Origin of the sequence: Schaalia sp. JY-X159, from assembly GCF_014525425.1 — a bacterium.
Classification (GTDB): domain Bacteria; phylum Actinomycetota; class Actinomycetes; order Actinomycetales; family Actinomycetaceae; genus Scrofimicrobium.
In genome coordinates this window covers 238,964-262,609 of sequence record NZ_JACEXI010000002.1, presented here as the reverse complement: position 1 = coordinate 262,609, position 23,646 = coordinate 238,964, and the positions used below count along the sequence as shown (strand labels likewise).

Annotated in this window: 16 protein-coding genes; 14 read left to right on the top strand and 2 right to left on the bottom strand. The window is 59.7% G+C overall.

Annotated elements, in window-relative coordinates:
- Positions 1-3 precede the first annotated feature (3 nt).
- The 12 genes from IDL90_RS04165 to IDL90_RS04110 all read left to right on the top strand — a co-directional run bounded on the left by IDL90_RS04165 (position 4) and on the right by IDL90_RS04110 (position 18,261).
- Entirely contained in the window at positions 4-3,585 is a 3,582-nt protein-coding gene (locus IDL90_RS04165; RefSeq protein WP_187994458.1) for a bifunctional proline dehydrogenase/L-glutamate gamma-semialdehyde dehydrogenase, read from the top strand.
- Between the two features lie 95 nt (positions 3,586-3,680).
- Entirely contained in the window at positions 3,681-4,964 is a 1,284-nt protein-coding gene (locus IDL90_RS04160; protein WP_187994457.1) for an adenylosuccinate synthase, read from the top strand.
- 67 nt (positions 4,965-5,031) lie between these two features.
- Entirely contained in the window at positions 5,032-6,351 is a 1,320-nt protein-coding gene (locus IDL90_RS04155) for a dihydroorotase (RefSeq protein WP_187994456.1), read from the top strand.
- A gap of 1 nt (position 6,352) precedes the next feature.
- On the top strand, positions 6,353-7,093 hold the full coding sequence (locus IDL90_RS04150; protein WP_187994455.1) for a dihydroorotate dehydrogenase electron transfer subunit: 741 nt from the start codon (positions 6,353-6,355) through the stop codon (positions 7,091-7,093).
- Complete coding sequence (locus IDL90_RS04145) at positions 7,087-8,007, top strand: dihydroorotate dehydrogenase (protein WP_187994454.1); 921 nt, start codon at positions 7,087-7,089, stop codon at positions 8,005-8,007. Before IDL90_RS04150 ends, IDL90_RS04145 begins: the two co-directional genes overlap by 7 nt.
- Positions 8,004-8,720, top strand: a complete 717-nt coding sequence (gene pyrF / locus IDL90_RS04140) for an orotidine-5'-phosphate decarboxylase (protein ID WP_187994453.1) — start codon at positions 8,004-8,006, stop codon at positions 8,718-8,720. Before IDL90_RS04145 ends, pyrF begins: the two co-directional genes overlap by 4 nt.
- The gene (pyrE, locus tag IDL90_RS04135; RefSeq protein ID WP_187994452.1) at positions 8,713-9,372 is read left to right on the top strand and encodes an orotate phosphoribosyltransferase; all 660 of its coding nucleotides are present in this window, start codon (positions 8,713-8,715) and stop codon (positions 9,370-9,372) included. Before pyrF ends, pyrE begins: the two co-directional genes overlap by 8 nt.
- A 2-nt stretch (positions 9,373-9,374) precedes the next feature.
- Positions 9,375-10,295 carry an aspartate carbamoyltransferase gene (gene pyrB, locus IDL90_RS04130; RefSeq protein WP_187994451.1) on the top strand — a complete coding sequence of 307 codons (921 nt, stop codon included), beginning with the start codon at positions 9,375-9,377 and terminating at the stop codon, positions 10,293-10,295.
- Entirely contained in the window at positions 10,295-10,720 is a 426-nt protein-coding gene (locus IDL90_RS04125) for an aspartate carbamoyltransferase regulatory subunit (protein ID WP_182141769.1), read from the top strand. Before pyrB ends, IDL90_RS04125 begins: the two co-directional genes overlap by 1 nt.
- Before the next feature lie 83 nt (positions 10,721-10,803).
- A complete protein-coding gene (gene pulA, locus IDL90_RS04120; protein ID WP_187994450.1) occupies positions 10,804-13,461 on the top strand; it encodes a pullulanase-type alpha-1,6-glucosidase in 2,658 nt (885 codons plus the stop codon).
- Positions 13,462-13,473: 12 nt separating this feature from the next.
- Positions 13,474-16,665: a cell wall-binding repeat-containing protein gene (locus IDL90_RS04115; protein WP_187994449.1), complete on the top strand. Its 3,192-nt coding sequence runs from the start codon at positions 13,474-13,476 to the stop codon at positions 16,663-16,665.
- Between the two features lie 600 nt (positions 16,666-17,265).
- Positions 17,266-18,261 carry a DNA cytosine methyltransferase gene (locus IDL90_RS04110; RefSeq protein WP_187994448.1) on the top strand — a complete coding sequence of 332 codons (996 nt, stop codon included), beginning with the start codon at positions 17,266-17,268 and terminating at the stop codon, positions 18,259-18,261.
- Here the strand turns inward: IDL90_RS04110 and IDL90_RS04105 are convergent.
- On the bottom strand, positions 18,258-19,694 hold the full coding sequence (locus IDL90_RS04105; RefSeq protein ID WP_223175174.1) for a NaeI family type II restriction endonuclease: 1,437 nt from the start codon (positions 19,692-19,694) through the stop codon (positions 18,258-18,260). The two genes, IDL90_RS04110 and IDL90_RS04105, sit on opposite strands and share 4 nt — an antisense overlap.
- Before the next feature lie 717 nt (positions 19,695-20,411).
- Entirely contained in the window at positions 20,412-21,557 is a 1,146-nt protein-coding gene (locus tag IDL90_RS04095; protein WP_187994447.1) for an acyl-CoA dehydrogenase family protein, read from the bottom strand.
- Positions 21,558-21,665: 108 nt separating this feature from the next.
- On the opposite strand from IDL90_RS04095, the gene IDL90_RS04090 reads away from it, so the two are divergent.
- Positions 21,666-22,373, top strand: coding sequence for a heme-binding beta-barrel domain-containing protein (locus IDL90_RS04090; protein ID WP_187994446.1), 708 nt, complete (start codon positions 21,666-21,668; stop codon positions 22,371-22,373).
- Positions 22,366-23,568, top strand: coding sequence for a folate-binding protein YgfZ (locus IDL90_RS04085; RefSeq protein WP_187994445.1), 1,203 nt, complete (start codon positions 22,366-22,368; stop codon positions 23,566-23,568). Before IDL90_RS04090 ends, IDL90_RS04085 begins: the two co-directional genes overlap by 8 nt.
- Positions 23,569-23,646 lie beyond the last annotated feature (78 nt).

The window sequence follows — 23,646 nt, the reverse complement described above, 5'->3', positions numbered from 1 at the left end:
GGCATGCATCCTTCAAGCGACATCGAAAGAGCGGCTGACCGGGCGCTTCACACCACGAAGCGCTGGACGCAGTTAGCAACGAAGTATCCGAGCTCCAGTGCGGCCAGGCTGTTGGCCGGCGTCCTTGAAGATCCCGATGGCCTACCCTTCACTGTCGAGTTTGTTGATGGGGTGGTCCGGCCCGAAGACCCCAAGGTTGCGGCGCGCAACCTTAGCGAACTGGTGCGCCGGTCACCGCGGTTCTTGCCATCATGGCTACGTTTGCCTGCCAGGTTGGGTGGCAAGGCAGCCTTGGTTGCCCCCGATCTTGTGGTCACGGCCGCCCGGCGCGTGTTCATGGAGTTGGTCCGCGGGTTGGTTCTTGACGCTCGAGATGAGAAGTTGGGCGCTGAGATCGCGAAGCTGCGCGCCGATGGGTCACGGCTCAACCTCAACCTTTTGGGCGAGGCCGTGTTGGGTGAGGCTGAAGCCACCAAGCGTCTGTCTGAGACGGCGCGGCTCTTGGCACGTGACGATGTTGACTATGTTTCTCTCAAGGTTTCCTCCGTGATTGGCCCGCATAGCCCCTGGGATCATGAGCAGGCTGTCGAAACTGCGGTTGAGAAGCTGTTGCCGATCTTCCAGTACGCCGCTGCCGCACCGACTGAGAAGTTCATCAACCTGGACATGGAGGAATACAAGGATCTTGACCTGACCCTGGACGTGTTTGAGTCTTTGCTGGACAGGGAAGATCTGCTCGAGCTTGAGGCGGGCATTGTCATTCAGGCGTATCTTCCGGACGGCCTCGAAGCAATGCAACGCCTGCAGGAATGGGCCGCAAAACGCCGCGCCCGCGGGGGAGTCCCAATCAAGGTGCGACTGGTGAAGGGTGCAAACCTGGCCATGGAGCAGGTTGACGCGGACCTGCACGGCTGGCCGATGACAACCTGGGAGTCGAAGCGCGCGACGGATGCGAACTACCTGCGAATTCTCGACTGGGCACTCACCCCTGAGCACACCGAGAACATCACGCTGGGCATTGCGGGCCACAATCTTTTCAGCCTTGCTACGGCGTGGGAATTGGCGAACATTCGCGGTGTTGCCGACGCCATTGACTTCGAGATGCTTGTGGGGATGGCGGATGCTCAGGCCCAAGCGATTCGGGACGAGGTTGGGGACGTCCTCCTCTACGTTCCCGTGGTTGACCCAGCCGAGTTCGACGTGGCGATTGCCTACCTGGTGCGGCGTTTGGAAGAGGGCGCTTCGGACCAGAACTTCATGGCCTCAATCTTTGATATCGCAACCGATCCCAAAGCCTTCGCGAAAGAGCGGGACCGCTATGAAGCATCCCTGAAGCAAATGATTGGTGAAGGCACAAAGCGCTGTCATCCGGCCCGGACGCAGAACCGTCAGAAGGAGACGGCCCGTTCACTTGAAGCATCCGTGCGTGCTCCCGGTGGTGGGTGGCGTTTTCACAACACCCCGGATACTGACCCGGCCCTCGCTGCTAACCGGGAATGGGCAGCCCAGATCGCCTCGCGCATGGAAGGCTCCGAACTGGGAGTTACCTCCAAGCACACGGTTAACTCGGTTGACGAGCTGAACAGAGTGCTTGCAAAGGCGGTGAAGGCGCAGGCGAAGTGGGCGAAGAAGACTCCGGCTGAGCGCGCCGAGGTTCTTCACCGGGCGGGTGTCGAACTTGCGTTGCGACGCGCGGACCTCATCGAGGTTGCGGGCTCAGAAGTTGGCAAGGCCGTTGGGGAAGCCGATGTTGAGGTCTCCGAGGCCGTTGATTTCGCGCATTACTATGCCGAGGCCGGAGAACAGCTACCCGCAGCCACCTTCACGCCGGTCAGAGTGACGACCATTGTGCCGCCGTGGAACTTTCCTCTAGCAATCCCTTTCGGTGGTGTGGCTGCTGCGCTTGCTGCAGGTTCGGCAGCGATCCTCAAGCCCTCGTCCTCGGCGACTCGCTGTGGCACCCTCCTCATGGAGTGCCTGTGGAAGGCCGGCGTTCCTAAGGATCTGGCGCCATTGGTGATCCCGGGTAATCGCGAGGTGGCACGAGCTGTAGTTGAGGCGGACCAGGTTGAACGGGTGGTACTGACGGGGTCATCCGAGACAGCGCAGATGTTCCTTGATTGGAAGCCATCGATGGGCCTGATGGGGGAGACGTCGGGTAAGAATTCAATCATCGTCACACCATCTGCTGACTTTGACCTTGCGGTTCGCGATGTTGTGAAGTCTGCATATGGCCATGCTGGCCAGAAGTGTTCGGCGGCGTCACTTCTGATCCTGGTGGGTTCAGCCGGAGTCTCCCAACGTATCTATAACCAGTTGGTTGATGCGACGGCCGCCCTCGTCGTTGATTGGCCGCAGAATTTGGCAACGGATATGGATGCGCTCACCACGGTGCCCGGAGAGAAGTTGCGTCGCGGGCTAACCGAACTGGAGCCGGGCCAGAACTGGGTCCTCAAACCGTTCCCACTCGATGAGACTGACCGCCTGTGGGCGCCCGGGATCAGGGCAGGAGTTGAGCCGGGTAGCGAGTTCCATAAGGTGGAGTACTTCGGTCCCGTCCTCGGCGTCATCAGGGTGAAAACACTTGAGGAAGCAGTCGAGGTGCAGAACGGAACTGACTACGGCCTCACTGCTGGCTTACATTCGCTGAATGCAGGCGAAATCAAGTACTGGCTGGACCGGGTCCAGGCTGGGAATCTCTACGTTAATCGCGGTATCACGGGTGCGATTGTGCAGCGTCAGCCTTTTGGGGGGTGGAAGCTCTCCAGTGTCGGTGCGTCGGCTAAGGCGGGCGGCCCCAACTATCTGTACGGATTTGGCAGTCTGACTTCGGACGAGGGCGCTGCGCCAACTGTTGAGCCCTTGGCCGGCAGTCGCGCTGACATGGATCCACACGTCACGAAGCCGCAGCTTCTAGCGTTGATTGAAGCAGCGAAGCAGGTGTTGGGACGCGAAGAGCTTGAGGTGGTTGTACGGGCCGCATATAACGCGGAGCGAGCAGCGTCCAAGCACTTTGACAGGCTCAATGACCCCAGTGCGCTAGCAGTGGAGCGCAATGTGCTGCGCTACCTTCCTGCCGCTTCGACACTGCGCGTTGAGGGCGATGCAAGGTTGGTGGACGTCCTGGTTTTGGCGGCTGCGGCTGTGGCGGTTGGCGGGTTCGAGCCGGACCCCGGTGGGGCACCACGCTTGGTGCGGGTCGCGCCGGGCCAGTCGCCGGACTACGCGGTGAACACCCCGCTGGTGACCTTGTCTTCGGACCGGGTATTGCCTGCAGAGATCGCGGAGTGGGCAGAAACGTACGGTTTCGAGATTCGCATCGAGTCGAGGGATGAGTTCATCACTCGACTCTCCTTGGATGAACCAGATGCTACGGAGATCCGCATCCGCGCGCTCGGCACGACGAGGGCGAAGATCCAGCAGGATTTGGGTGGTGACATCCGGGTGGCGGTGTGGGATGGTCCGGCAACGGTGGCGGCACGCGTTGAGGCGCTGCCGTTCCTCCATGAGCAGGCGGTGTCGATCACCAACCATCGCTACGGAAACCCAACGTCGATCACGGAGGAAATCCTCGTCGAGAACTGAGCCGGGCGCACAGTATTCTGGATAAGCTCGCCACCCCGCCCGCATAACCCGTACACTTCGTTGGTAACTAGTCCCCAAGAAAAGGACCAGGGCTTATGTCGGGCATCATCGTTGTCGGAACCCAGTGGGGCGACGAAGGTAAAGGTAAAGCGACAGACCAGTTGGGCGGCGACGTCGCCATGGTCGTCAAGTTCAACGGCGGTAACAACGCAGGCCACACAGTCGTCGTGGACGGTGAATCGTATGCACTACACCTACTACCCGCCGGTATTCTCTCGCCAAACGCCATTCCCGTGATCGGCGCGGGCGTTGTCGTCGACCCGGATGCACTCTTCGGTGAAATAGAGGCAATGGAAGCGCGCGGAGTGGACTGCTCGCGACTGGTTGTTTCCGCGGACGCCCACGTCATCGCGCCCTACAACCGCTCGTTCGACAAGTTGAACGAGGTCGCCCTAGGCGCAGGTCTGATTGGGACAACTGGGCGGGGGATTGGTCCCACCTACGCGGACAAAATGAACCGCACCGGCCTACGTATCCAAGACCTGCTGGACGAAGACGTGGTCCGAGCCCGCGTCATTCAGAACATTCAGTCTAAGCTGCGCGGTTTTGACCCCGAGGAGATCCCCGCAGAGTTCAAGGCTGACTTCGACATAGATGCCACGGTTGCCGCACTGGTCGCCTACGGTGAGCGCCTGCGCCCCCTGATTGTTGATTCGTCCCTGATTGTGAACCGCGCACTCGACGCTGGGCAGAAGGTCTTGTTCGAGGCCGGTCAGGCCGCGATGCTGGACATCGACCACGGAACCTACCCCTTCGTCACCTCCTCCACGGCCATTGCCGCGGGAGCGCTGGCAGGCGTTGGCGTCGGGCCAACCAAGATCGACCGAGTCATCGGGGTTGCCAAGGCCTACACGACCCGAGTCGGTTCGGGACCTTTCCCGACCGAGCTCCACGGCGAAGCGGGCGATCACCTGCGTGAACTGGGTGGAGAATACGGTGTAACAACGGGCCGCGCGCGCCGCGTGGGGTGGCTGGACCTCGTTGTTCTTCGCTATGCGAACCGCATCAATGGCCTCACCGACATCGCGCTGACTAAGTTGGACGTCCTCGACAGTTTTGAGACCATCCCGGTCGCGATTGGCTACGAGGTCGATGGCGTCTTCACCCCCGAGATTCCCGTCTTCCAGTCTGAGTTTTCGAGGGCGGTCCCCGTCTACAAGGAGATGGCGGGTTGGAATGAAGACATCACGGGCGTGCGCCGCTTCGAAGACCTTCCCCAGGCTGCCCGCGACTACGTGACATTCATTGAGGACGAGGTCGGAACCCGCATCTCCACGATCGGGGTCGGCCAAGCCCGCGACGCGGCGATTGTGCGCTAGAATTTTCGCGCGCGGCAAACAGGTGCAATAATCACTGCGAGCCACTCACAAAATGAGGGAGCCTGACATGAAAGTCTTGCTGCACGGGGCCCAGGTTTTTCTAGACGGGGAACTGCGTGCGGCAGATCTTTCCCTTGAACAGGATCAGGCGACGGGAAACTGGCAGGTCGAGGAAGTTCGCGATCCCCAGCAAGCTGGCCTTTTCAAGGACCGCATCGTTGACCTTACGGGCAAACTGATCCTTCCCGGCCTCGCCGATATTCATGTTCACCTGCGCGAACCCGGCTTCTCTTATAAGGAGACAATCCCAACGGGAACTGCGGCGGCCGCTCGCGGCGGTTTTACCACGGTTTGCGCCATGCCGAATCTTGACCCAGCCCCCGACAACTTGGCTGAGCTCCAAGCTCAGGACGCGGTCTACGATCAGCGCGCGGTGGTGGAGGTTCGCCCGTACGCCTGCCTCACAAAAGGCGGGACCGGTCGCGGTGAACTCCTTGACTACGCCGCACTGTCTCCGGTTGCCGTTGGGTTCTCAGACGATGGTTTCGGGGTGCAGGACGAGGACGCCATGGCGGAAATCATGCGCCAAATCGCCGCGGTGGGAGGCCTCGTTGCCCAGCACATGGAGGACCTTGAGCTTTCCGGTGACGGCTACATCAACGATGGCGAGTACGCCGCGACCCACGGACACATCGGCAAGCCTGGGGTCAGTGAGTGGTCTCAGTTAGAACGCGATCTGCGCCTTGTTGAACAGACGGGCTGCAACTATCATGCCTGCCACCTCTCAACGAAACGAAGCGTGGAGCTGGTGCGCGCCGCCAAAGCCAAGGGCCTGCCGGTTACCGCGGAGGCCGCCCCTCACTACCTGGCCCTCTCTGACGACATGCTTCGCGATGAGGGCAGGTTCCGCATGAACCCGCCCATCCGCTCGCACTCCGACATGGAGGCCGTGGCAGCCGCCCTCGTCGACGGAACCATCGACATGGTTGCAACGGATCACGCTCCGCATTCCGCTGAGGAGAAGGACGGCCCACTGGCGTCCAGCCTCAACGGGGTGGTCGGCCTCGAAATCTCTGTTCCTGTTGTCTACACACACTTTGTCCGCAACGGTCGCATGTCCGTGGCCGACTTTGTGAGGGTGATGTGCACGGCCCCCCGGGAGCGTTTCAAACTGGGCGGCGGCCAGATATTGGCGGAGGAAGCGGCGGATCTCGTGGTTCTCGATCCCGAGGCCGAGGTCGCGGTTGATTCAGCAGACTTCCTCTCCATGGGCCACGCCACACCGTTCGAGGGCGACCAACTGTTCGGACGGATCGACCTCACCGTCTGCCAGGGCACTCCAGTTTGGGACCCCGACCGACTACTCGATACCGAGGTGGGTGACTAGCATGCGTTCCATTCAGCTCTTCCAAGTAACGGAGAACCGGCAAATTGCCAGGGATACTTATTTGTTGGAGCTGGAGGGAGATACGGCGGGCCTGTCCCACCCCGGCCAGTTCGTCAACGTTGATATTCCAGGGTTCTATCTGCGCAGGCCACTCTCCGTTTGCGCGTGGAGGCCCGGCCACCTGACCCTGATGTACAAGATCCTCGGTCAAGGTACCGATGCTCTTAGCCATGTCGTCCCCGGCGAGACGCTAGATGTCCTCTCCGGACTGGGCAACGGCTTCTCCATTCCCGAGGACGTCAGCAATCCACTGGTCGTCGGCGGGGGAATCGGGGTGGCACCGCTCTTGGCGCTTACTGAGGCACTGGTCAAGGCAGGCCCCAAACCCGGCGTCATCTTTGGTTTCGGGTCCGAGGACGAGGTCGCCCTCGTTGAAGAGATCGAAGCGCTTGGCGTGCCGGTATCGATCACGACTGTTGACGGCACTGCGGGAACGCCCGGCTTTGTCACCACGGCAATGATGCAGGCCGACACAACCTGGGACTACGTGTACGCGTGCGGCCCAACTCCCATGCTCAAGGCGGTGTTTGCGGCGGCGGGGACGCCCGGCCAGTACTCGATGGAAGAGCGCATGGCCTGCGGGTTTGGGGCCTGCATGGGATGCGTCCTCGAAAACAAAGAGGGCCTCCAGAGAGTCTGCAAAGAGGGGCCAGTCTTCTACAGTGAGGATCTGCCATGGTGACTGCTAACCCACGTCTTGCCGTGGATCTTGCCGGTGTGGCGCTACAGAATCCGCTGATTCCGGCCTCAGGATGTTTTGGGTTTGGGGAGGAGTTTTTGGACTTCTACGACCCCAATATCCTGGGGGCAGCGGCTCTGAAGGGGACGACACGCGAGGCGAGGGATGGCAACCCGACAGCGCGAATCGCAGAGACACCCTCGGGCATGATCAACTCGATCGGCTTGCAGAATCCGGGTATCGACGCGGTTCTCGCCCAGAAACTGCCGGCGTTGGCGCAGTTCTACCACCAGCCCGTCATCATGAACATCTCCGGGTTCTCCATTGATGAGTATGTGCACTGTTGCGCTGCCACAGATGGGACCTGCGAGGTTATTGAACTCAATGTTTCTTGCCCCAATGTTCACGGTGGTGGCATGAGTTTTGGCGCGTCCGCAGAGGCTGCCGCCCAGGTCACGGCAGCGGTGCGCGAAGTTGTCAAGGAGTCGGTGCTCTTCATCAAGTTGAGCCCCAACGTCACCAATATCGTGGCGATTGCGGGGGCGTGTGCTGACGAGGGCGCCGACGGACTCACCTTGATCAACACACTGCAGGGTATGCGCATCGATGTCGCAACCCGTCGCCCGGTGATTGCGGAGCGCATGGGTGGCCTGTCGGGGCCCGCGATTTTCCCGATCGCGGTGCGAATGATCGCGCAGGTTAGGTCCGCCCTCGACATCCCCGTCATGGGCAGCGGAGGAGTTGCATCGGCGCGGGATGTCCTCGAAATGATGATGGCCGGGGCAGCGGGGATCCAGATTGGTGCGGAATCACTACGCAACCCGCTGGTCATCCCACAAATCTTGGAGGAGCTGCCAGCCCTGATGGATGAGCTCGGAATCGAACGTCTCGAAGAGATTATTGGAGCAGCCTTATGACAGATCGCAATGATGTTATTGTCGCGGCGGACTTCCCGACGGCGGACGCCCTCGACCACTTCCTGGGGCGACTGGGAGACCAGCGGCCCTACCTGAAGGTGGGGATGGAGCTGTTCTACGGCGCCGGTCCCGACCTGGTGCGACGGCTGAAAGGGGAGGGTTACAGTGTCTTCCTTGACCTGAAGCTGCACGATATTCCCAACACGGTCGGCTCCGCCATGGCGGTCTTGCGCGACTTGGGAGCGGACATGGTGAACCTCCATGCCGCTGGTGGAAGCGTCATGATGGAAGCCGCCAAAGAGGGGTTGACCCGGCCGGATGGGACCCGGCCGTTGCTGATAGCGGTCACCCAGTTAACCTCGACCTCGAAGGACATGCTCAACCAAGAGTTGCTGATTCCTGGCGAGGTCGACGAGGCCGTGGCGCACTACGCCAAGGTCACCCAGGCTGCGGGGCTGGACGGGGTTGTGTGTTCGGCTCGTGAAACCGCGCTGGTCAAGGCAACTTGTGGCACTGGCTTCCTCACCGTCACCCCGGGGATTAGGTTTGCCGAGGGCGATGTACAGGACCAGGTGAGAGTCATGACGCCGCAGGCGGCGCGGGAAGCGGGCAGCGACTTCATCGTTGTGGGTCGCCCCATCACGTCGGCCCGGGATCCGCGCGCCGCATACCTACGGTGTCGCAACGAGTTCTTAGGAGAGAACAATGCCTAGTTTCAATCACCGCCAGGTTGCGCGGCAGGTGGCGGCGGATTTGCTGGATATCGAGGCCGTGTTCCTGCGCCCTGAAGAACCATTTACTTGGGCCAGCGGGATCCGGAGTCCCATCTACTGCGACAATCGCCTGATCCTCTCGCACCCGCAGGTGCGAACCAGGGTGGAACGCGGCTTGGCGGACCTTGTCGAGGCCGCCTACCCGGAAACAGAGATGCTGATGGGGACCGCCACAGCGGGGATTGCCCACGCGGCGCTCGCCGCCGACCTTCTGGAGCTGCCGATGGGTTATGTGCGGGGCGGCTCGAAGGGCCACGGTCGGGGCAACCAGATCGAAGGTGGCTTCACCCCGGGTCAGCACGTTGTGGTCATTGAAGACTTGATCTCCACCGGCGGATCCAGCGTGGAGGCGGCAAAGGTACTGCTTGACGCCGGTTTGGTGGTGTCTGGGGTCGCGGCAATCTTCACCTACAACATGGAGCGGGCCTCAGTGACGTTTGCCGAGGCCGGACTCACGTATACCGCTCTCACCGACCTCGACACCCTGGTGGATGTCGCGGTGGCCAAGGGCTACCTGAGCGGGCAACAGGCACCGGAGGTGCTGCGGTTCCGAGACAACCCTGCCGCCTGGTGGCAGGGAGAGAGTGAATAGAAATGCGTCATCTGATTGATATCCGCGATTTCACCCAAGAGGAAGTGGCAGACCTGCTGGCCGTTGCGGAACGCATCATCGCGGACCCGATCGCCTATCAGGACGTCTGCGCTCACAAGCGTTTGGCCACCTTGTTTTTTGAGCCGTCAACCCGCACACGACTCTCGTTCGAGGCCGCCATGCAGGCACTAGGTGGCAGTGTCTTGGGTTTCTCCTCGGCGGACTCGTCCTCGGCCGCCAAGGGTGAGACCGTTAGCGACACGGTGCAGACGGTTGGTTGTTATGTCGACATTATTGCCATGCGGCATCCGCGGGAAGGTGCGCCCCACCTGGCGTCGTTGAGGTCGCCCGTCCCGGTGATCAACGCGGGGGACGGTGGGCACAACCACCCGACCCAAACCCTTACGGACCTGCTCACCATTCAGCGGGAGAAGGGCCGTCTGGACAACCTTGTGATCGGTATGGCCGGTGACCTCAAGTTTGGTCGCACCGTTCACTCGCTGATCAGCGCAATGGCGCCGTACCCGGGGATCTCCTTCGTGCTCATGTCGCCGCCGGAGTTGCAGATTCCCGACTACATTCGCGAGGACGTCCTCGACAAATACAACGTCCCCTACGTAGAGACGGATGATATGGAAGGGGCGCTCGGGGATCTTGATGTTCTCTACATGACGCGCGTGCAGAAGGAGAGGTTCTTCAACGAGGCCGACTACATCCGTCTGAAGGACCGCTTCATTCTGGATCAGGACAGGCTGCGTTTCGCGCGTGGCGACCTGTCGATTCTCCATCCGCTGCCCCGGGTAAACGAGATCTCCGTGAAGATTGATGACGATCCGCGTGCAGCCTACTTCCGCCAGGTCAAAAACGGCATGATTATGCGGATGGCGCTGATTTTGAAACTACTGGATCTTGAGGTTGCATAGTGAATATTGACGGTGTTGAGAACGGAATTGTCATCGACCACATTCGTCCCGGCGACTCCATGCGGCTCTACTATCTTCTCGGGCTTGACGACCTGGACTGCTCCGTCGCGATCATCAAGAATGTCGATTCGCGTAAGTACGGACGCAAGGACATCATCAAAATTGACCAGCATATCGACCTTGACCTGGACGCCCTCGGATACATCGATCCGAAGATCACGGTGAACCTGGTGCGTGGAAGCAAGTTGCAAGAGAAGAAGCACCTCTCCTTGCCTGACTCTCTGGTCAATATCGTTGAGTGCAAGAATCCCCGGTGTATTACGACTGTCGAGGACGAGGTCGATCAGGTGTTTACCCTGGTGGATCCGCAGCGGAGTCTGTATCGCTGTCTGTACTGTGAGGCTGCGGCGCCCGACCATAGGTAGCCTTTCGTGGGCTGAAACCCATTATGTCGGAGGGGCGTGAGAGGATCTTTTCCTGAGCCAAAGGGCGCAGGGAAGGGACCGCGATGACGGACGTAAGGGACAACTGTGGGTGTGGTGGCAGTGGCGCGTGGGCTCTGTGGCTGGATCGAACAACGATTGCCTTCCCGGTCATGATGGACCGAGCAGGGGCGTCCTATCGGCTGGTGTCGGCGCCCCATGTCTCTCTTACGGTTGGTGATTTGAGCGACCTTCAAGAAGAGGCTGATCGGCGAACAAAGCATGCGCACTATCAGGCACTTGTACTCTCCGGGCCGTCGGGTCAGCCGCTGTCTGCAGGGGAGGTCAAGGATCTGCTGCGCGGACCACTGCTCCTAGAGACCGTTCGTGACGAGGCAGTTATCGATCGGTGTGGGGTGCAGATTGCCGGGGTGCTTGACGACATATATGCGGGGGCCCGCGCTCAGAAACTTGGGGTGAACTGGGAAAGTGGTGCCCCAACATTGAAGCTATGGGCTCCTACCGCCTCAAGTGTGAAGCTGCAGCTGTGGCTCAAAGATGGCCCGAAGGCCGACGGTGGATTCCTTTGTGAAGCGGACAGGGATGATGATGGGATCTGGACCGTCGTTGGGGCGCCGGAATGGGAGGACGCGGAGTACCTCTGGGAGGTACGGGTCTATGTGCCCTCCGTTGGATCGCTGGTAACGAACCGGGTCACAGATCCCTACTCGGTGGGGCTCACCGTGGATTCAATGCGTTCGGTGATTGTCAATCGGGACAGGGAACGCTGGAAGCCGCGCGCCTGGGGGGCCGGAGTCCTTCCACCGCTACGAAACGCCGCGAGCCAGGCAGTTTATGAGTTGCATGTGCGTGACTTTTCCGCTTGGGATCAGACGGTTCCTGCAGAGCTAAGGGGGACGTACGCGGCCTTTCTTCAGGACGGCAGTGCTGGGCGAACAGCGCTTGAAGGGTTGGTTGCTGCCGGAATCACAACCCTGCATCTGCTCCCAACGTATGACATTGCAAGTGGGGCTATCCCAGAAGCGCGATCAGAATGGCAGCAACCAGAAGTTGAGGGGATCGCCCTCGTGCCTGAAAATCAGGGGCTACTAGAGGTGGTTGCGGGATGGTCTCGCTCTTCGGTGCTTCCGCAGCAGGCGGTAGGCGAGGTTGCGAACCAAGATGCCTTCAACTGGGGGTATGACCCTAACCATTGGATGACCCCAGAGGGTTCGTATGCATCTGTGGGCAACCAGGTTGGCGGTGGGCGAACGCTGGAGTATCGGGAGATGGTGCAGGCGCTTCACGACCTGGGGCTGCGTGTGGTGCAGGACGTGGTTTTCAACCACACTTTCCAGTGTGGGCAGGGTAGAGACTCCGTCCTCGACAAGGTGGTGCCCGGCTACTATCACCGGCTGTCTCCACGGGGTGAAGTTGAGACGTCGACGTGCTGCGCCAACGTAGCCACCGAACATGTGATGGCTGAGAAGATTATGGTGGATGCCGTGGTGGATGCCGCGGTGGCCTACCGGATTGATGGCTTCAGGTTTGATCTGATGGGGCACCACTCCCTGAGCAACATGGAAGCAGTGCGGGCGGAGCTGGATAACTTGACTATCGAGCGTGACGGGGTTGATGGGAAGAGCATCTATCTTTATGGCGAAGGTTGGAATTTCGGTGAAGTTGCTGATGACGCACTGTTTACCCAGGCGACGCAGGCGAACATTGGGGGCAGCGGGATCGGGGTTTTCAATGACCGCCTGAGGGACGCGGTGCGCGGCGGGAGCCCGATGGACGGGGATCACAGGTCGCGCCAGGGATTCGCTACCGGTCTGGCGGTTGACCCGAATGAGGTACAGACGTGGCAGGGATCCTGGTTGGGTGGTGCGGTGGACGCCTCAGAGGCTGGCAATGAAGCGGTAGCGGAGCTGTACCGGCAGATGGATCTGGTGAAGATCAGTCTGATTGGCGCCATTCGCGACTATCCCCTCGCGCTGTCTGATGGCTCTGGGACGGTAATGTCCCAGAGCATTGACTACTTTGGGAAGGGTGCTGCGTTCGCTCATGAGCCTCAGGAGTGCGTCAACTATGTTGAGGCCCATGATGATGAGACGCTGTTTGATTCGGCTATCTGGAAGCTGCCTTTGACCACGTCGATGGAAGACCGGGTGAAGTCCCAGGTCCTTGCGAACGCGACGGTGGCCCTTGGGCAAGGGGTAGCCTTCTGGGCCTCGGGAACCGAGCTGCTTCGGTCGAAGTCTCTCGATCGGGACTCGTATAACTCCGGAGATTGGTTCAATGCGATTGATTGGACGGGTCAGTGGAACCAGTTCGGTCGGGGCTTGCCTAGTGCTGCTCGAAACAGAGCCCACTGGGACGCGATGGCACCTCTCCTTGAGGACAAGTCGCTGCGTCCGGATGCCAGCGCGATGGCCCTGTGTCGGGAAAAATCGATGGAACTGTTGAGAATCAGGGCCAGCCATCCGTTGCTCACGTTGGGTTCAGCGGAGCAGATTCGTCGCAGGGTGCGGTTTCTGCCCACGGGTGTGAACGGCGCGGACCAACCCGGTGTAATCGCGATGCATATTGATGGGCGAGGACAAGGGGAGAGTGAAGATGCTGGACTCTTCGTTCTATTTAACGCGACTCCTGAAGAATGGGCTGGGACTCTGCAAGTGTGTGGCAAGAGTAGAGACTTCGAAGTGGCACCGCGATCCGCCGCAGTGCATGCGGACAGAAACTGAGGTGGTGGCGGAATGCGTGAGATGCAGAGGGTAGTCGCGGGGTTTCTTGCTGTGGCGCTGCTGATCCTGCCGACGACGGCAGTTGCCGCGGTGAATGGAGAAGGGCTTCAGTCTGGGGGTGGTGAGGGCTCAGGAACCTCCAGTTCCCTTGAAGATGGATATGGCCGCGACACCCCTCTAGGGGAGACTGCGGTCCCCACGACTGACGGAGAGTCGCCTGAGCCTGAGGTAGTGGGGGAGCAGAGCGATCTTGATGCTCCGGCTTTCGGATCGACAATCACCGAGCAGATTATCGTCATCGCACAAGAGAACCCGGGGATCACGGCTGATGAGATAGCTGAAGCGTTGGGGTTTGGTGCAGACGGTGGTCTCACACTCGTGCAAGAAGATGGCTTACTCTCTGCGACGGTCGTGTTTCAAAGTGCGCCAACGCCTGACCAGGTCGGTGCGCTTGAAACAATTGCTCGTGTTCGCAGGGTTCTTACAATCGAACCGATCGTGATGGTTCTGGTTGCTCCGTTGCAGTTGGATACTCTTCGGACCATGCCGGGGGTTGCTTCAGTAGACGTCAATCTAGCTCCGCAGTCTGCGTATATGGAGCGTGAACTCAGTGAGGCGGAAGCAGAGGAGCTGCTCCAGGAAGTGGGGCAGCTTCAGGCAGAGGCGTCCTCCATGGTGGGCCGAGTGGGCGGGTCGCAGACACCAGCTCACTGTCGCACAGTGCCTGCTGTCGCGAACGCTCCCCTCAGAGTTAGTCAAGCGCGTCAGAGCTGGGGGGTGGATGGGACAGGGATTAAGGTCGGGATTCTCTCTATATCCTATGACTCTGATTATGATGCGGCGACTAGCGCCGCTGATGATGTGAGTGCCGGTCTGCTGCCCGGAGCTGGTAATCCCTGCGGGTACCGAGAACCGGTCAGGGTCCTCAGAGATGGTACTTCTCCGTGGTTCAATGATGAGGGTCGCGCAATGGCCCAGATCGTTCATGGTATTGCTCCCGGTGCCAGTCTCTTGTTTACAGACGTTGGGCAATCTCCAGAGGAGACTGCGCAGAACATTGTGGATCTTGCCAATGCTGGCGCAGACATTATCGTTGACGACATCTATTGGTCCAATGAACTGAACTTTCAGCAAGGACCGGTTTCCCAGGCAATTGAGAGCGTCAAAGCGCGGGGAGTGACCTACTTTTCGAGCTCCGGCAACAATAACGGGGTGAAGCGGTCACCCACATCCCAGCCAGGCATTACCGGCTATCCGATTGGGCGACACCAGAGCAACGCATTTGTTGGGACTTCCTGTCCGGAGTGGGTGGTTCTGCCTCAGGGAACAAGTCGCGGTGGTGTCGACTGTCTAGATTTCTCTCCCAATGGGATGGGCCAGCCACTCGGTAAATACACCATGGGGGCGCAGCTGCCATCCTCAATCGCGCAGGTGATGCACTGGGCTGAGCCAGCAAATGGTCTGAAGACCAACCTACAACTGCAAATGTATGGGACCAGGTCTGTCACAGGATCCGGTGGTGTAGTGAGCCAAGAGAGGTGCTTAGGGGCCGCAAGCAGTTCTGATGGCGTTGGGCTTCCAGTGCACTACGCCCAATGGGACTGGGGTCGGGACGCCACTTGCAATCCTTCACGGTCGGTTGATTTTGTGGTGGTTCGCGATATCTCACGACCCGGTTACGGGTCTCCAACCGTGCAGATAACCCCGTTTGCAGCCGATACCAATACGCTTGCATGGGACAGAGAGTTCTACCGAACCGAGGGCAACAACACGATTCAGGGCAGTCAGTACGGTCACAATGGCGACGGAAGCGCGGCGTCGGTTGCGGCGGCGCCGTGGACGGCGCCAACGGTGGTGCAGTCTTACTCGTCTTTGGGGGCCAACCAGACCCGGTTTGGACCGTCCTCGCGAAATGGCGTTGCTCCGACTCTTTCGGCACCCGTCAACCCAGAGGTCCCTACAATCATGGGACTTGACGGGATAGTGAACAGTTTCTTTGGCAGCCCAATCCAAACTGGGGCGAACACGGGACTCTACGCTTTCTACGGTACGTCCGCTGCCTCTCCAACCGCGGCTGCAGTGGCAGCACTTGGCCTGGAGAAGAACCCAACTATGAGACACGATCAGGTTGTGTCCCTAATGCGTCGAAGCGCCAATGCGCAGGTTGCGAACCCATACTCGGTTGTTCCCATCCCGCATAGCAGCACCGTAGGGGCAGGATTGATCAATGCGGAGGCGTTTCTGAACGAGGTGCCGCAGGCCGTGGTCAGTCCGATTGTGGAAAGGCTTGGCGGTCCAACCCGCTACGCAACCAACCTGAAGGTCAATGAATCCCAGGCACTACACGGGATGCCTGTCTTTATTGCCACTGGGCAGGTCTTCGCCGATGCGCTTTCTATTGGACCCGCCGTGGCAAGTGTGGATGGCTCCTTGTTCTTGGCTCACTCAGCGGGTCTCGGCCAAGAGACACTGGCGAAGATTGTCTCCTTAGCGCCGTCACGCGCTTACATCGTTGGTGGTACGGGGGCCGTGAGCCCAAAGGTGGAGCAGCAATTGAGATCTGCCTTGAAGGGGACTCAGATTCAGAGGATTAGTGGATCGGACCGCTATGGAACTTCAACTGCAATCCTCAAAGAGTTCTTTTCAGATCGGAAGGTCCGTAGGGCGTTTGTAGCCACAGGTATTGACTACCCGGATGCGCTCAGTGCCGCCTCGGCCGGAGGGGCATTGGGGGCTCCAGTGTTGTTGGTCAATGGCAAATCAGCGGCGGCCCTACCGGGTGGGATGCCACCTTTGTTGCGACAGATGGAGACGACGGAACTACTGATTGCGGGTGGAACCGGTGCTGTGAATTTGGACCTTGAGAGAAACCTGCGGACCAACTTTACCGTCAGTCGCCTTGCAGGTGCAGACAGGTATGGAACCAACCTGGCGGTCAATGACTTCCTAAACACCCAGATGGACTCCAGAAGCACCAGCCAGATTTGGATCGCAACGGGTAAGGATTTCCCAGATGCTCTTTCTGCGGCGGTGCCTGCCGGATCGTTGACTAAGCGCCTAGTTCTTTCCAACGGCGAATGCATTCCAAAGCCGGTCGTGTCGTCTTGGATCAAGGGGACGGGAGCCAGAGTGTCCAATGTCTATTTGGTTGGGGGGCCCGCTGTGTTGGGGCAGTCGGTCCAGAGCCTGACGCAATGCAGTTGACGGGGTGCCTCTGATGGTGCGGCACTAATGGGCACAGTTGCCGCGGCGAGCCAAACCGTGCCAATCGGCATCACGTGGACTCCGTAACCCTCCAGTTAGCGACGCGGGGCCCCGTAACCCTGCACTTTGCGTCACAGGGCGCCGCACCCCCTGCATGTTCGTGAAATGTATATGCGGGGAACAAGAGTGAGCCTGGGGTATGTACCCCAGGCGATCATTTCGCCCCCACGTAAACATTTCGCTATGCCGCGGTCGCAGAGGTGGCCCGGGTGTCCGCACAGGTAGCAGGGGTTGCTGCGCTGGTGCGGGCGGCCGCAAAGGCGGTTGCGGTGGTGATTTAGTGACGCCGGACCTATGCGCCTGTCGGCGCTATGCCGCTCGAGGCGGCTGAAATTGGAGCCCGGGGCATTGGGCCCGACGTCAATGTCCATTGTAGTGCACGCCACCAATCATGTGAAACGGAATCGAGGCTTCACTCATCCTGAGTGTTGCTATGGACGGGGCGGGTTGCAACAATCCTAAATGTCGGAAGCCAATGAGACACTTTGCACTACCGGACGCTTGTGCCAAACCTGGACAGCGTAATGAGAGGATTGGCGTATGACCCAGAAGGAAGAACTCAGAGTATTGGAGCTTTGCGCCGGTGCCGGTGGTCAATCATCTGGACTTGAACAGGCGGGATTTCAGCACGAGCTAGCTATTGAGATCGACAAGGATGCCGCAGCGACTCTCCGCCTTAACCGGCCAGCATGGAATGTCCTTGAGGGGGATATCCGTGAATTTGACGGTAGCCCCTACAGGGGAATCGACCTAGTGGCAGGCGGAGTTCCCTGTCCCCCCTTCAGTGTCGCCGGAAAGCAGCTGGGGGCTGACGATGAACGCGACCTATTCCCCGAGGCGCTTCGCATTGTTCGGGAAGCGCAGCCCAGTGCAGTGATGCTTGAGAATGTGAAGGGGTTGGCGACAGCCCGATTCGCGACCTATCGAGCCTCGATCCTCGAGCAGTTGGAAGAAGCGGGATACCACGCAGAATGGCAGCTGCTGTACTCAAGCGAGTATGGGGTTCCGCAGTTGCGCCCGCGATTCATCCTTGTAGCCATGAAGAGAAGTCACTTTAGGAGCTTCAATTGGCCCCAACCAGTGGGGACGCCACCTTCTGTAGGCGCAGTTCTGTTCGACCTCATGGCCGCCAAAGGGTGGGAAGGTGCGGAAAGATGGGCGCGCGGGGCAAGCAGCATCGCACCGACACTAGTTGGTGGATCCAAGAAACATGGAGGTGCTGACTTGGGGCCAACCCGGGCCAAAGAGGCGTGGTTGAAACTCGGCGTCGATGGCAAGGGGATTGCAGATGAGGCACCCGGTCCGGAGCTGCCAAAAGAACACATCCCAAGGCTCACCAATCAGATGGCCGCAAGAATCCAGGGTTTCGCCCCCGACTGGATGTTCTCGGGGCGCAAGACTTCGGTGTACAGACAGATTGGCAATGCTTTCCCTGCTCCAACGGCAAAAGCCGTGGGTGTGAGTATTGCTCGCGCACTCGGCGTGGAGCAGACTTCGGAGATTTCTCGGGTCCCAATTCTGAGAGCAGCTAGTTAGCGGAGCATCGGCGCATCGACCGTGGTCGTTTCCCCAGGAAGGCAGATACGCCATCTCCTGCCATCCGCACTTGGATATGCCAGGTCTTCTGTCGGTTTAACGCGGACACTGACAATCTCGCCGCGCTCCGGTACTGCGGTACCCAAAGCCGCGGCAAACTGGGTTTGGTCCTTGTAGTCGCCACTCAGAACAAGTATTCCTTCCTTCCGGAGTGTGCTCCGAGATCCACCATTTTCGCGGATTCGTTTCATATAGTCCTTCTGCTGAGCGACTGTTGCGATGACTGTCCGTGAAATGCGTCTTCCAGTGGCGGATTTTAGTAACTCATCCACTCTCTTCTGGCCGCTAGGACGGGACATAATCCACTCGACTTCAGGTTCCGGCAGGGTGAGCAAAATGTTTGGTTGCATCGGCGCATTCTGGTGTAGCCACCGGACCCGTTTCTTGCCCTCCGCGTTCAGGCCCGTCTTCTGATCTCGATTTCTGCTTGCTCTCCGATTCTCTTCGGATACGCGGACCAACCCCATGCTCCATTGGGATTTCATATCGTCGGCAACAGTTACAAGAACGATCTGGTCAAAGCTCTCTGTTGGGAGCATCCACTGGCTAGTGTGTGAGAACTTGCAGTCAACCTCATGTGTCGCGATTGAGTAATCCAGAACGGATCCGTCGTTGAACTGAAACTCGCGCTGCAGATTAATCTCGATGATGGATCCGAAATGTGCCTTCTCAGTCTTAGAGAGATGATCCAGGCGATAACGACCGGTGTGTTGTCCATCGTAAAGCTGGTCAAAGGTGTCCCGAAACACGCGTGCGGCTCGAGTCCCATTAGGATCGAGAAAGCTAAGCACTTCGAATACCTCGTCGAGCGCCGCATCTCGCGAGGCTGGGTCATCATGATCTGATTCTGAATCGACGTAGCGTTCCAGGGAATCCGTCTGCCGGCTCAGTAAGTCAACCGAGAGCTCTAGGGGCATTTCAGGTTCGGCTGTCGTTTTGCTGTTCGCACCGGGTTCGCGGCAAAGCGACTGCAAGCGTGCAACCGCTGGCCTGTCCGCCGGTGCCCACTCTACCGATCCGAGGTCGGAAGCTGACATCCACCGGATCTCAGAGTGCTCGGTGAGCAGCGGCTCCCCATTCAAGAGCTGACAGAAGAATGTCGTCAGCGTGACGATGTTGAAGTCGTACTCATGTGTCGTAACTTCAAGCTGGTCGTTCACCTGAGCATCACACTGGAGTTCTTCCTGCAGTTCACGCCTTAGTGCCTCCTGAGGGGTTTCGCCGACCTCAATCTTGCCGCCGGGGAACTCCCACATGCCTGGGAGGGACATACGATTTGATCGCTTGGCGCAGAGGATCAGGCCATCACGGATAATGACCGCCCCAACCACGTTGATGCGTCGTTTCTCTATCTGTTGCCCTTGCTCACTCATCAAACAAAGACTAATCGCGCGGGCCGGCAACTGCAGCACCAACACCATGTTGGCCGCAGCCCCTGGCTTTGATGCTGCTTGTGATCCTGCTAGGCACGGTGACTTTGCCGCCCAGCGCAGAGACCCGCGTGCGTCAAACTGCCTGTGAGTCTGGGTTGGAAGATGGGGACCTATGACTGTTAGGGAACAGGGCTGCAGTGCTGGTGCTGGCAACGAGCGCTTGGGTGCTAGCGACGGGGACTTGGGTGCTGCCGCCGGGCTCTTGCGCCCGACCTCCCAGGTCACCCAAGCATTACGGTGCGGGTTACGCCTTACGGAGCGAGTTTGGCCCCATTTGGCCTTGAATTACACTGTTATTCAAGCCAAACCCGCTCCGTAAGGCGTAACCCGCTCCGTAAGGCGTAACCCGCTCCGTTATGACACGGGGTAGCGCCGGTACCAACCTCAACAACAAGCGAGCAACAACCCACTGTCTCCAAAACAGCCTGGAAACCCGCGAACCGTCTCAAATGTATACGGCGGGGCTCGATATGAGCTTGGGGTACGTACCCCCGACGCACATCTGGCCCCCACATATACATTTCGCGCTGGGGGCGGTGGGTGCCACCTAAGGTTGCCGGTATCGCTCATGGTTGCCTGTTTTTCGGCCAAATTTCGGGCAACCTTAGGTGATACCGGCAACCTTAGCGGTGGCCGCGAGGACGGGCGGCTTCGCCGCTAGTCGGCGACCGGCCCCAGCACCATATTCGCCCAAGCCCCGTGCAGCGACTCTTGGTCTGAGGGCTGAAAAAGGCCAGCCAAGACATCACGGTACAAGCGGGACAGCTCATTCTTGTCGTAATACGACGAACCCCCACACGCACGAACGCACTGCTCAACCACCCGAAGGGACGCCTCAGACGCAGCATTCTTCACGGCCGACAGGCGCGGCAGCCACCCCAGGTTCGGTTCCGCATCCGATTCCACCAGCGCCGCCATCTCGCGGATCTGCGGACCGACCGCGTTCATGAGAAGCGCGGCCTCTGCCAGACGCCAGCGGATCGCAGGGTCATTGGCATACACGGTCTGGTTCATGACTGAACGGCGCTTCTTGACATGCTCAACCGCCACCTCTATTGCGCGTTCACCAACCCCCGCATACGTCGCGGCCAACAAGATCTCAAAGTTAGCGAAGATACCAAGCACGACAGGGTCAAGGTTCGGTCCGGGATCGACTCGGCCCAGCACCTGCTCGGCCTTGACCCTCGCCCCTTCCAGCAGCGTGGTGTTCGACTGGGTTCCGCGCATTCCAAGCACATACCAGTCATCCTTGATGGTCACTCCTCCATCTTCCCGCCGCAGGATTGCGAACACCGACTTGGGAGCATCACTGCTTTCGCTGTCTGCCCCAAAAGTCAGCAACCGCGTCCACGCCGGTGACAACGAAGTGAACACTTTCGTTCCGGTAAATGCGTAGCCCCCATCCTCGGTGGGCTCCGCATCGGTGATTGACCCGAAGAGGACGAGGTCGTTCCCCGGCTCCGAAATCCCAAAGCCAAAAAGGTGCCCATCCGCCGCATCCCGCAGAATCTGCTCCCCTTCGCTACGTCCAGCATCAACCAGCATGCGCCCTAGCCCGACGATAATCTGGTGCATATTGATGCCGAGGGCGGTGCCGGGCGCCGCCTTCGCAAGCCTGGTCTGCTCGGCTGCGATTTCGCTGAGAGTGAGGCCGCTCCCACCGAATTCCTCTGGGACAAACGCCGCATAGTATCCCGCTTTGCGCAACTGGTCGTAGTCCTCTTCAGGGAAGGTGTTTTCGGCGTCATAGCGGGCCGCACGCGAATGGATTTCGCCCAGTAGTTCGTCGGAAAGGAAGGCCATGTTTCCTCCTGTTGAGCAGGTTCGAGTTGGACTGTCTCTTCAAGACTAGCGACTATTGGGTTCCAGACGGTTCGTGACCATGGTCGTGGAAGTCGGTAGTCTGGGGGAATGTTCGAGATCCCATCAGATTTGCCCCTGAAACTCAGTTCGCTGGCCTGGCTGCTTGGCCATTGGCAAGGGTGGGGCACGGTCGCCGCCCCCGGTACGATGCCGCCCGCCGAGACCGACACCAAAGACAACAGTGCCACTCAACCGGCAGAGGAGGAGACGGACTCCAGGTTTGACGCGGTGCTGCAAGACCTTGAAGCCGCAGTTGTTGGCGAACAGATGCGCATGACCATTCGTACGTACGAGGGCGAGCTGGCGGACGAGTTCGATCCCCTATGGACAGAGGCAGAGGGGCTTGACAACATACAACCCGGAGCCCTGATTTCGGAGGAAACGACCTACTGGTCAGTGGACACACCGCTTGCGGTTGTTCCTGCGGGACCGGATGAGGGACGCGAACTACGGGTCGTCGGCTCAGGGACACGCGGTTTCGCAGTGCTCTGGGCAGGTGTGGTGATGGGCCCACGCATCCAGTTGGCTTCAGACGCAGTGGTGCGAGCCCCTCGCGCGGACGCCCTCGACCACTTCAGCCGTATGTTCGGACTGGTGGGTGGTGAGTTGATGTGGGCGTCGGAAGCAATGCCTGCGGGCGGCGACTACGAGGTTGAGATCACGGGTCGACTTCAGCGCACGGCTTCGGCTGATGAGGTGGCTGCCAAGACGTCCCGCGCGTCGCGCCATGAGGACGGAGACCCTTCCGATGGCTGATCCGAGGGCGCTTCCCGGGCCACTGTCATCCGCGGGCGCAATTGTGGCCGACAGTGGGCCCTCGCTTGGCCTTCCACTGCACTACGGCTGGCCCGCCGATGAGCAGGACCGCTTTGAACGGGGACTGGGGTTTACCTATCTGGGCGAGATCGGCGTGGTGACTGTTGCGGGACCTGACAGGCTCTCATGGTTGACGACCCTGTCGTCGCAGATTCTCTCGGACCTGCAGCCGGGCCAGTCGCGGGAAGTTCTGCTCCTTGACCCCCAGGGTCGGGTCACCTTCCAATTTGGCGCCCTCGACGACGGCACAACGACGTGGTTGCTGACTGAACGCCAGTTCTCTGAAGACCTGGCCCAGTTCTTGAAGTCGATGCAGTTTATGCTCCGTGTTGAGGTCGAGGACGAAAGCACGGGTTTCCGCGGCGTCCTCACCAGTAGCCAGTCTGAGGAGGCCGCACGGGTCGCCTCATCGGCGCTGGCAGACTTGGGGGGCAGAATGTGGACTGATCCGTGGCCAGCGGTCACCCCGGGCGGAGCGCGTTACTTCACCGGCACGCATCCCGGAGAGCAGGCGCAGTTCCGTGTCTATGTGTGCCCCGCAAGCACAGCGGACGAATTTGTTGGCCTACTGCTCAGCGGGGCAGTCTCGGACGAGGGCGGAACATTGCCGCCCCTGAGCCCCGTCGGATACCTGGCCGCCGAGGCAACCAGGGTTGCCGCTTGGAGGCCACTTCGGAGCAGTGAGGTTGATGAGCGGACGATGCCTTCAGAGCTGGACTGGTTGCGCACCGCGGTTCACCTTGAGAAGGGGTGCTACTGCGGGCAGGAATCGGTTGCGCGGATCGTCAACCTTGGCAAGCCACCGCGTCGGCTAGTTTTCCTGCACCTTGATGGTTCTGGGGAGGCGCTCCCCGAACCCGGCGCAGCTGTTGAGTACGGCGGTCGCCAGGTTGGCGTCATCACATCGGTTGCCAGGCATTGGGAGATGGGGCCGATCGCCCTCGCCCTCGTGAAACGCAACCTAGATCCCTCAGCAGCCGTGATGGTGGGTGGCGTTGATGCCGTCCAAGAGTTGATTGTTCCGGTGGAAGGACGCTCGGACCATTCTCCTGCTGAACGGCCGGGGGCCGGGCTAAAGAAGCTCGATGCAGGGAAACGAGATATCAGGACCCGCGGGCCCGGAGCCGGTGGGTGAGAGTTCCCTACCGTTACCATTTTGAGACCGAATGGTAAAGGGAAGTGCAAGAGATGCTAAAAGAGGGTTAGACTTACT

What these genes read in the sequence shown, in the direction of transcription:
- IDL90_RS04165 (WP_187994458.1), top strand. Translation starts at nt 4, where the DNA reads ATGCATCCTTCAAGCGACATCGAAAGAGCGGCTGACCGGGCGCTTCAC.
- IDL90_RS04160 (WP_187994457.1), top strand. Translation starts at nt 3,681, where the DNA reads ATGTCGGGCATCATCGTTGTCGGAACCCAGTGGGGCGACGAAGGTAAA.
- IDL90_RS04155 (WP_187994456.1), top strand. Translation starts at nt 5,032, where the DNA reads ATGAAAGTCTTGCTGCACGGGGCCCAGGTTTTTCTAGACGGGGAACTG.
- IDL90_RS04150 (WP_187994455.1), top strand. Translation starts at nt 6,353, where the DNA reads ATGCGTTCCATTCAGCTCTTCCAAGTAACGGAGAACCGGCAAATTGCC.
- IDL90_RS04145 (WP_187994454.1), top strand. Translation starts at nt 7,087, where the DNA reads ATGGTGACTGCTAACCCACGTCTTGCCGTGGATCTTGCCGGTGTGGCG.
- pyrF (WP_187994453.1), top strand. Translation starts at nt 8,004, where the DNA reads ATGACAGATCGCAATGATGTTATTGTCGCGGCGGACTTCCCGACGGCG.
- pyrE (WP_187994452.1), top strand. Translation starts at nt 8,713, where the DNA reads ATGCCTAGTTTCAATCACCGCCAGGTTGCGCGGCAGGTGGCGGCGGAT.
- pyrB (WP_187994451.1), top strand. Translation starts at nt 9,375, where the DNA reads ATGCGTCATCTGATTGATATCCGCGATTTCACCCAAGAGGAAGTGGCA.
- pulA (WP_187994450.1), top strand. Translation starts at nt 10,804, where the DNA reads ATGACGGACGTAAGGGACAACTGTGGGTGTGGTGGCAGTGGCGCGTGG.
- IDL90_RS04115 (WP_187994449.1), top strand. Translation starts at nt 13,474, where the DNA reads ATGCGTGAGATGCAGAGGGTAGTCGCGGGGTTTCTTGCTGTGGCGCTG.
- IDL90_RS04110 (WP_187994448.1), top strand. Translation starts at nt 17,266, where the DNA reads ATGACCCAGAAGGAAGAACTCAGAGTATTGGAGCTTTGCGCCGGTGCC.
- IDL90_RS04105 (WP_223175174.1), bottom strand. Translation starts at nt 19,694, where the DNA reads ATGAGTGAGCAAGGGCAACAGATAGAGAAACGACGCATCAACGTGGTT.
- IDL90_RS04095 (WP_187994447.1), bottom strand. Translation starts at nt 21,557, where the DNA reads ATGGCCTTCCTTTCCGACGAACTACTGGGCGAAATCCATTCGCGTGCG.
- IDL90_RS04090 (WP_187994446.1), top strand. Translation starts at nt 21,666, where the DNA reads ATGTTCGAGATCCCATCAGATTTGCCCCTGAAACTCAGTTCGCTGGCC.
- IDL90_RS04085 (WP_187994445.1), top strand. Translation starts at nt 22,366, where the DNA reads ATGGCTGATCCGAGGGCGCTTCCCGGGCCACTGTCATCCGCGGGCGCA.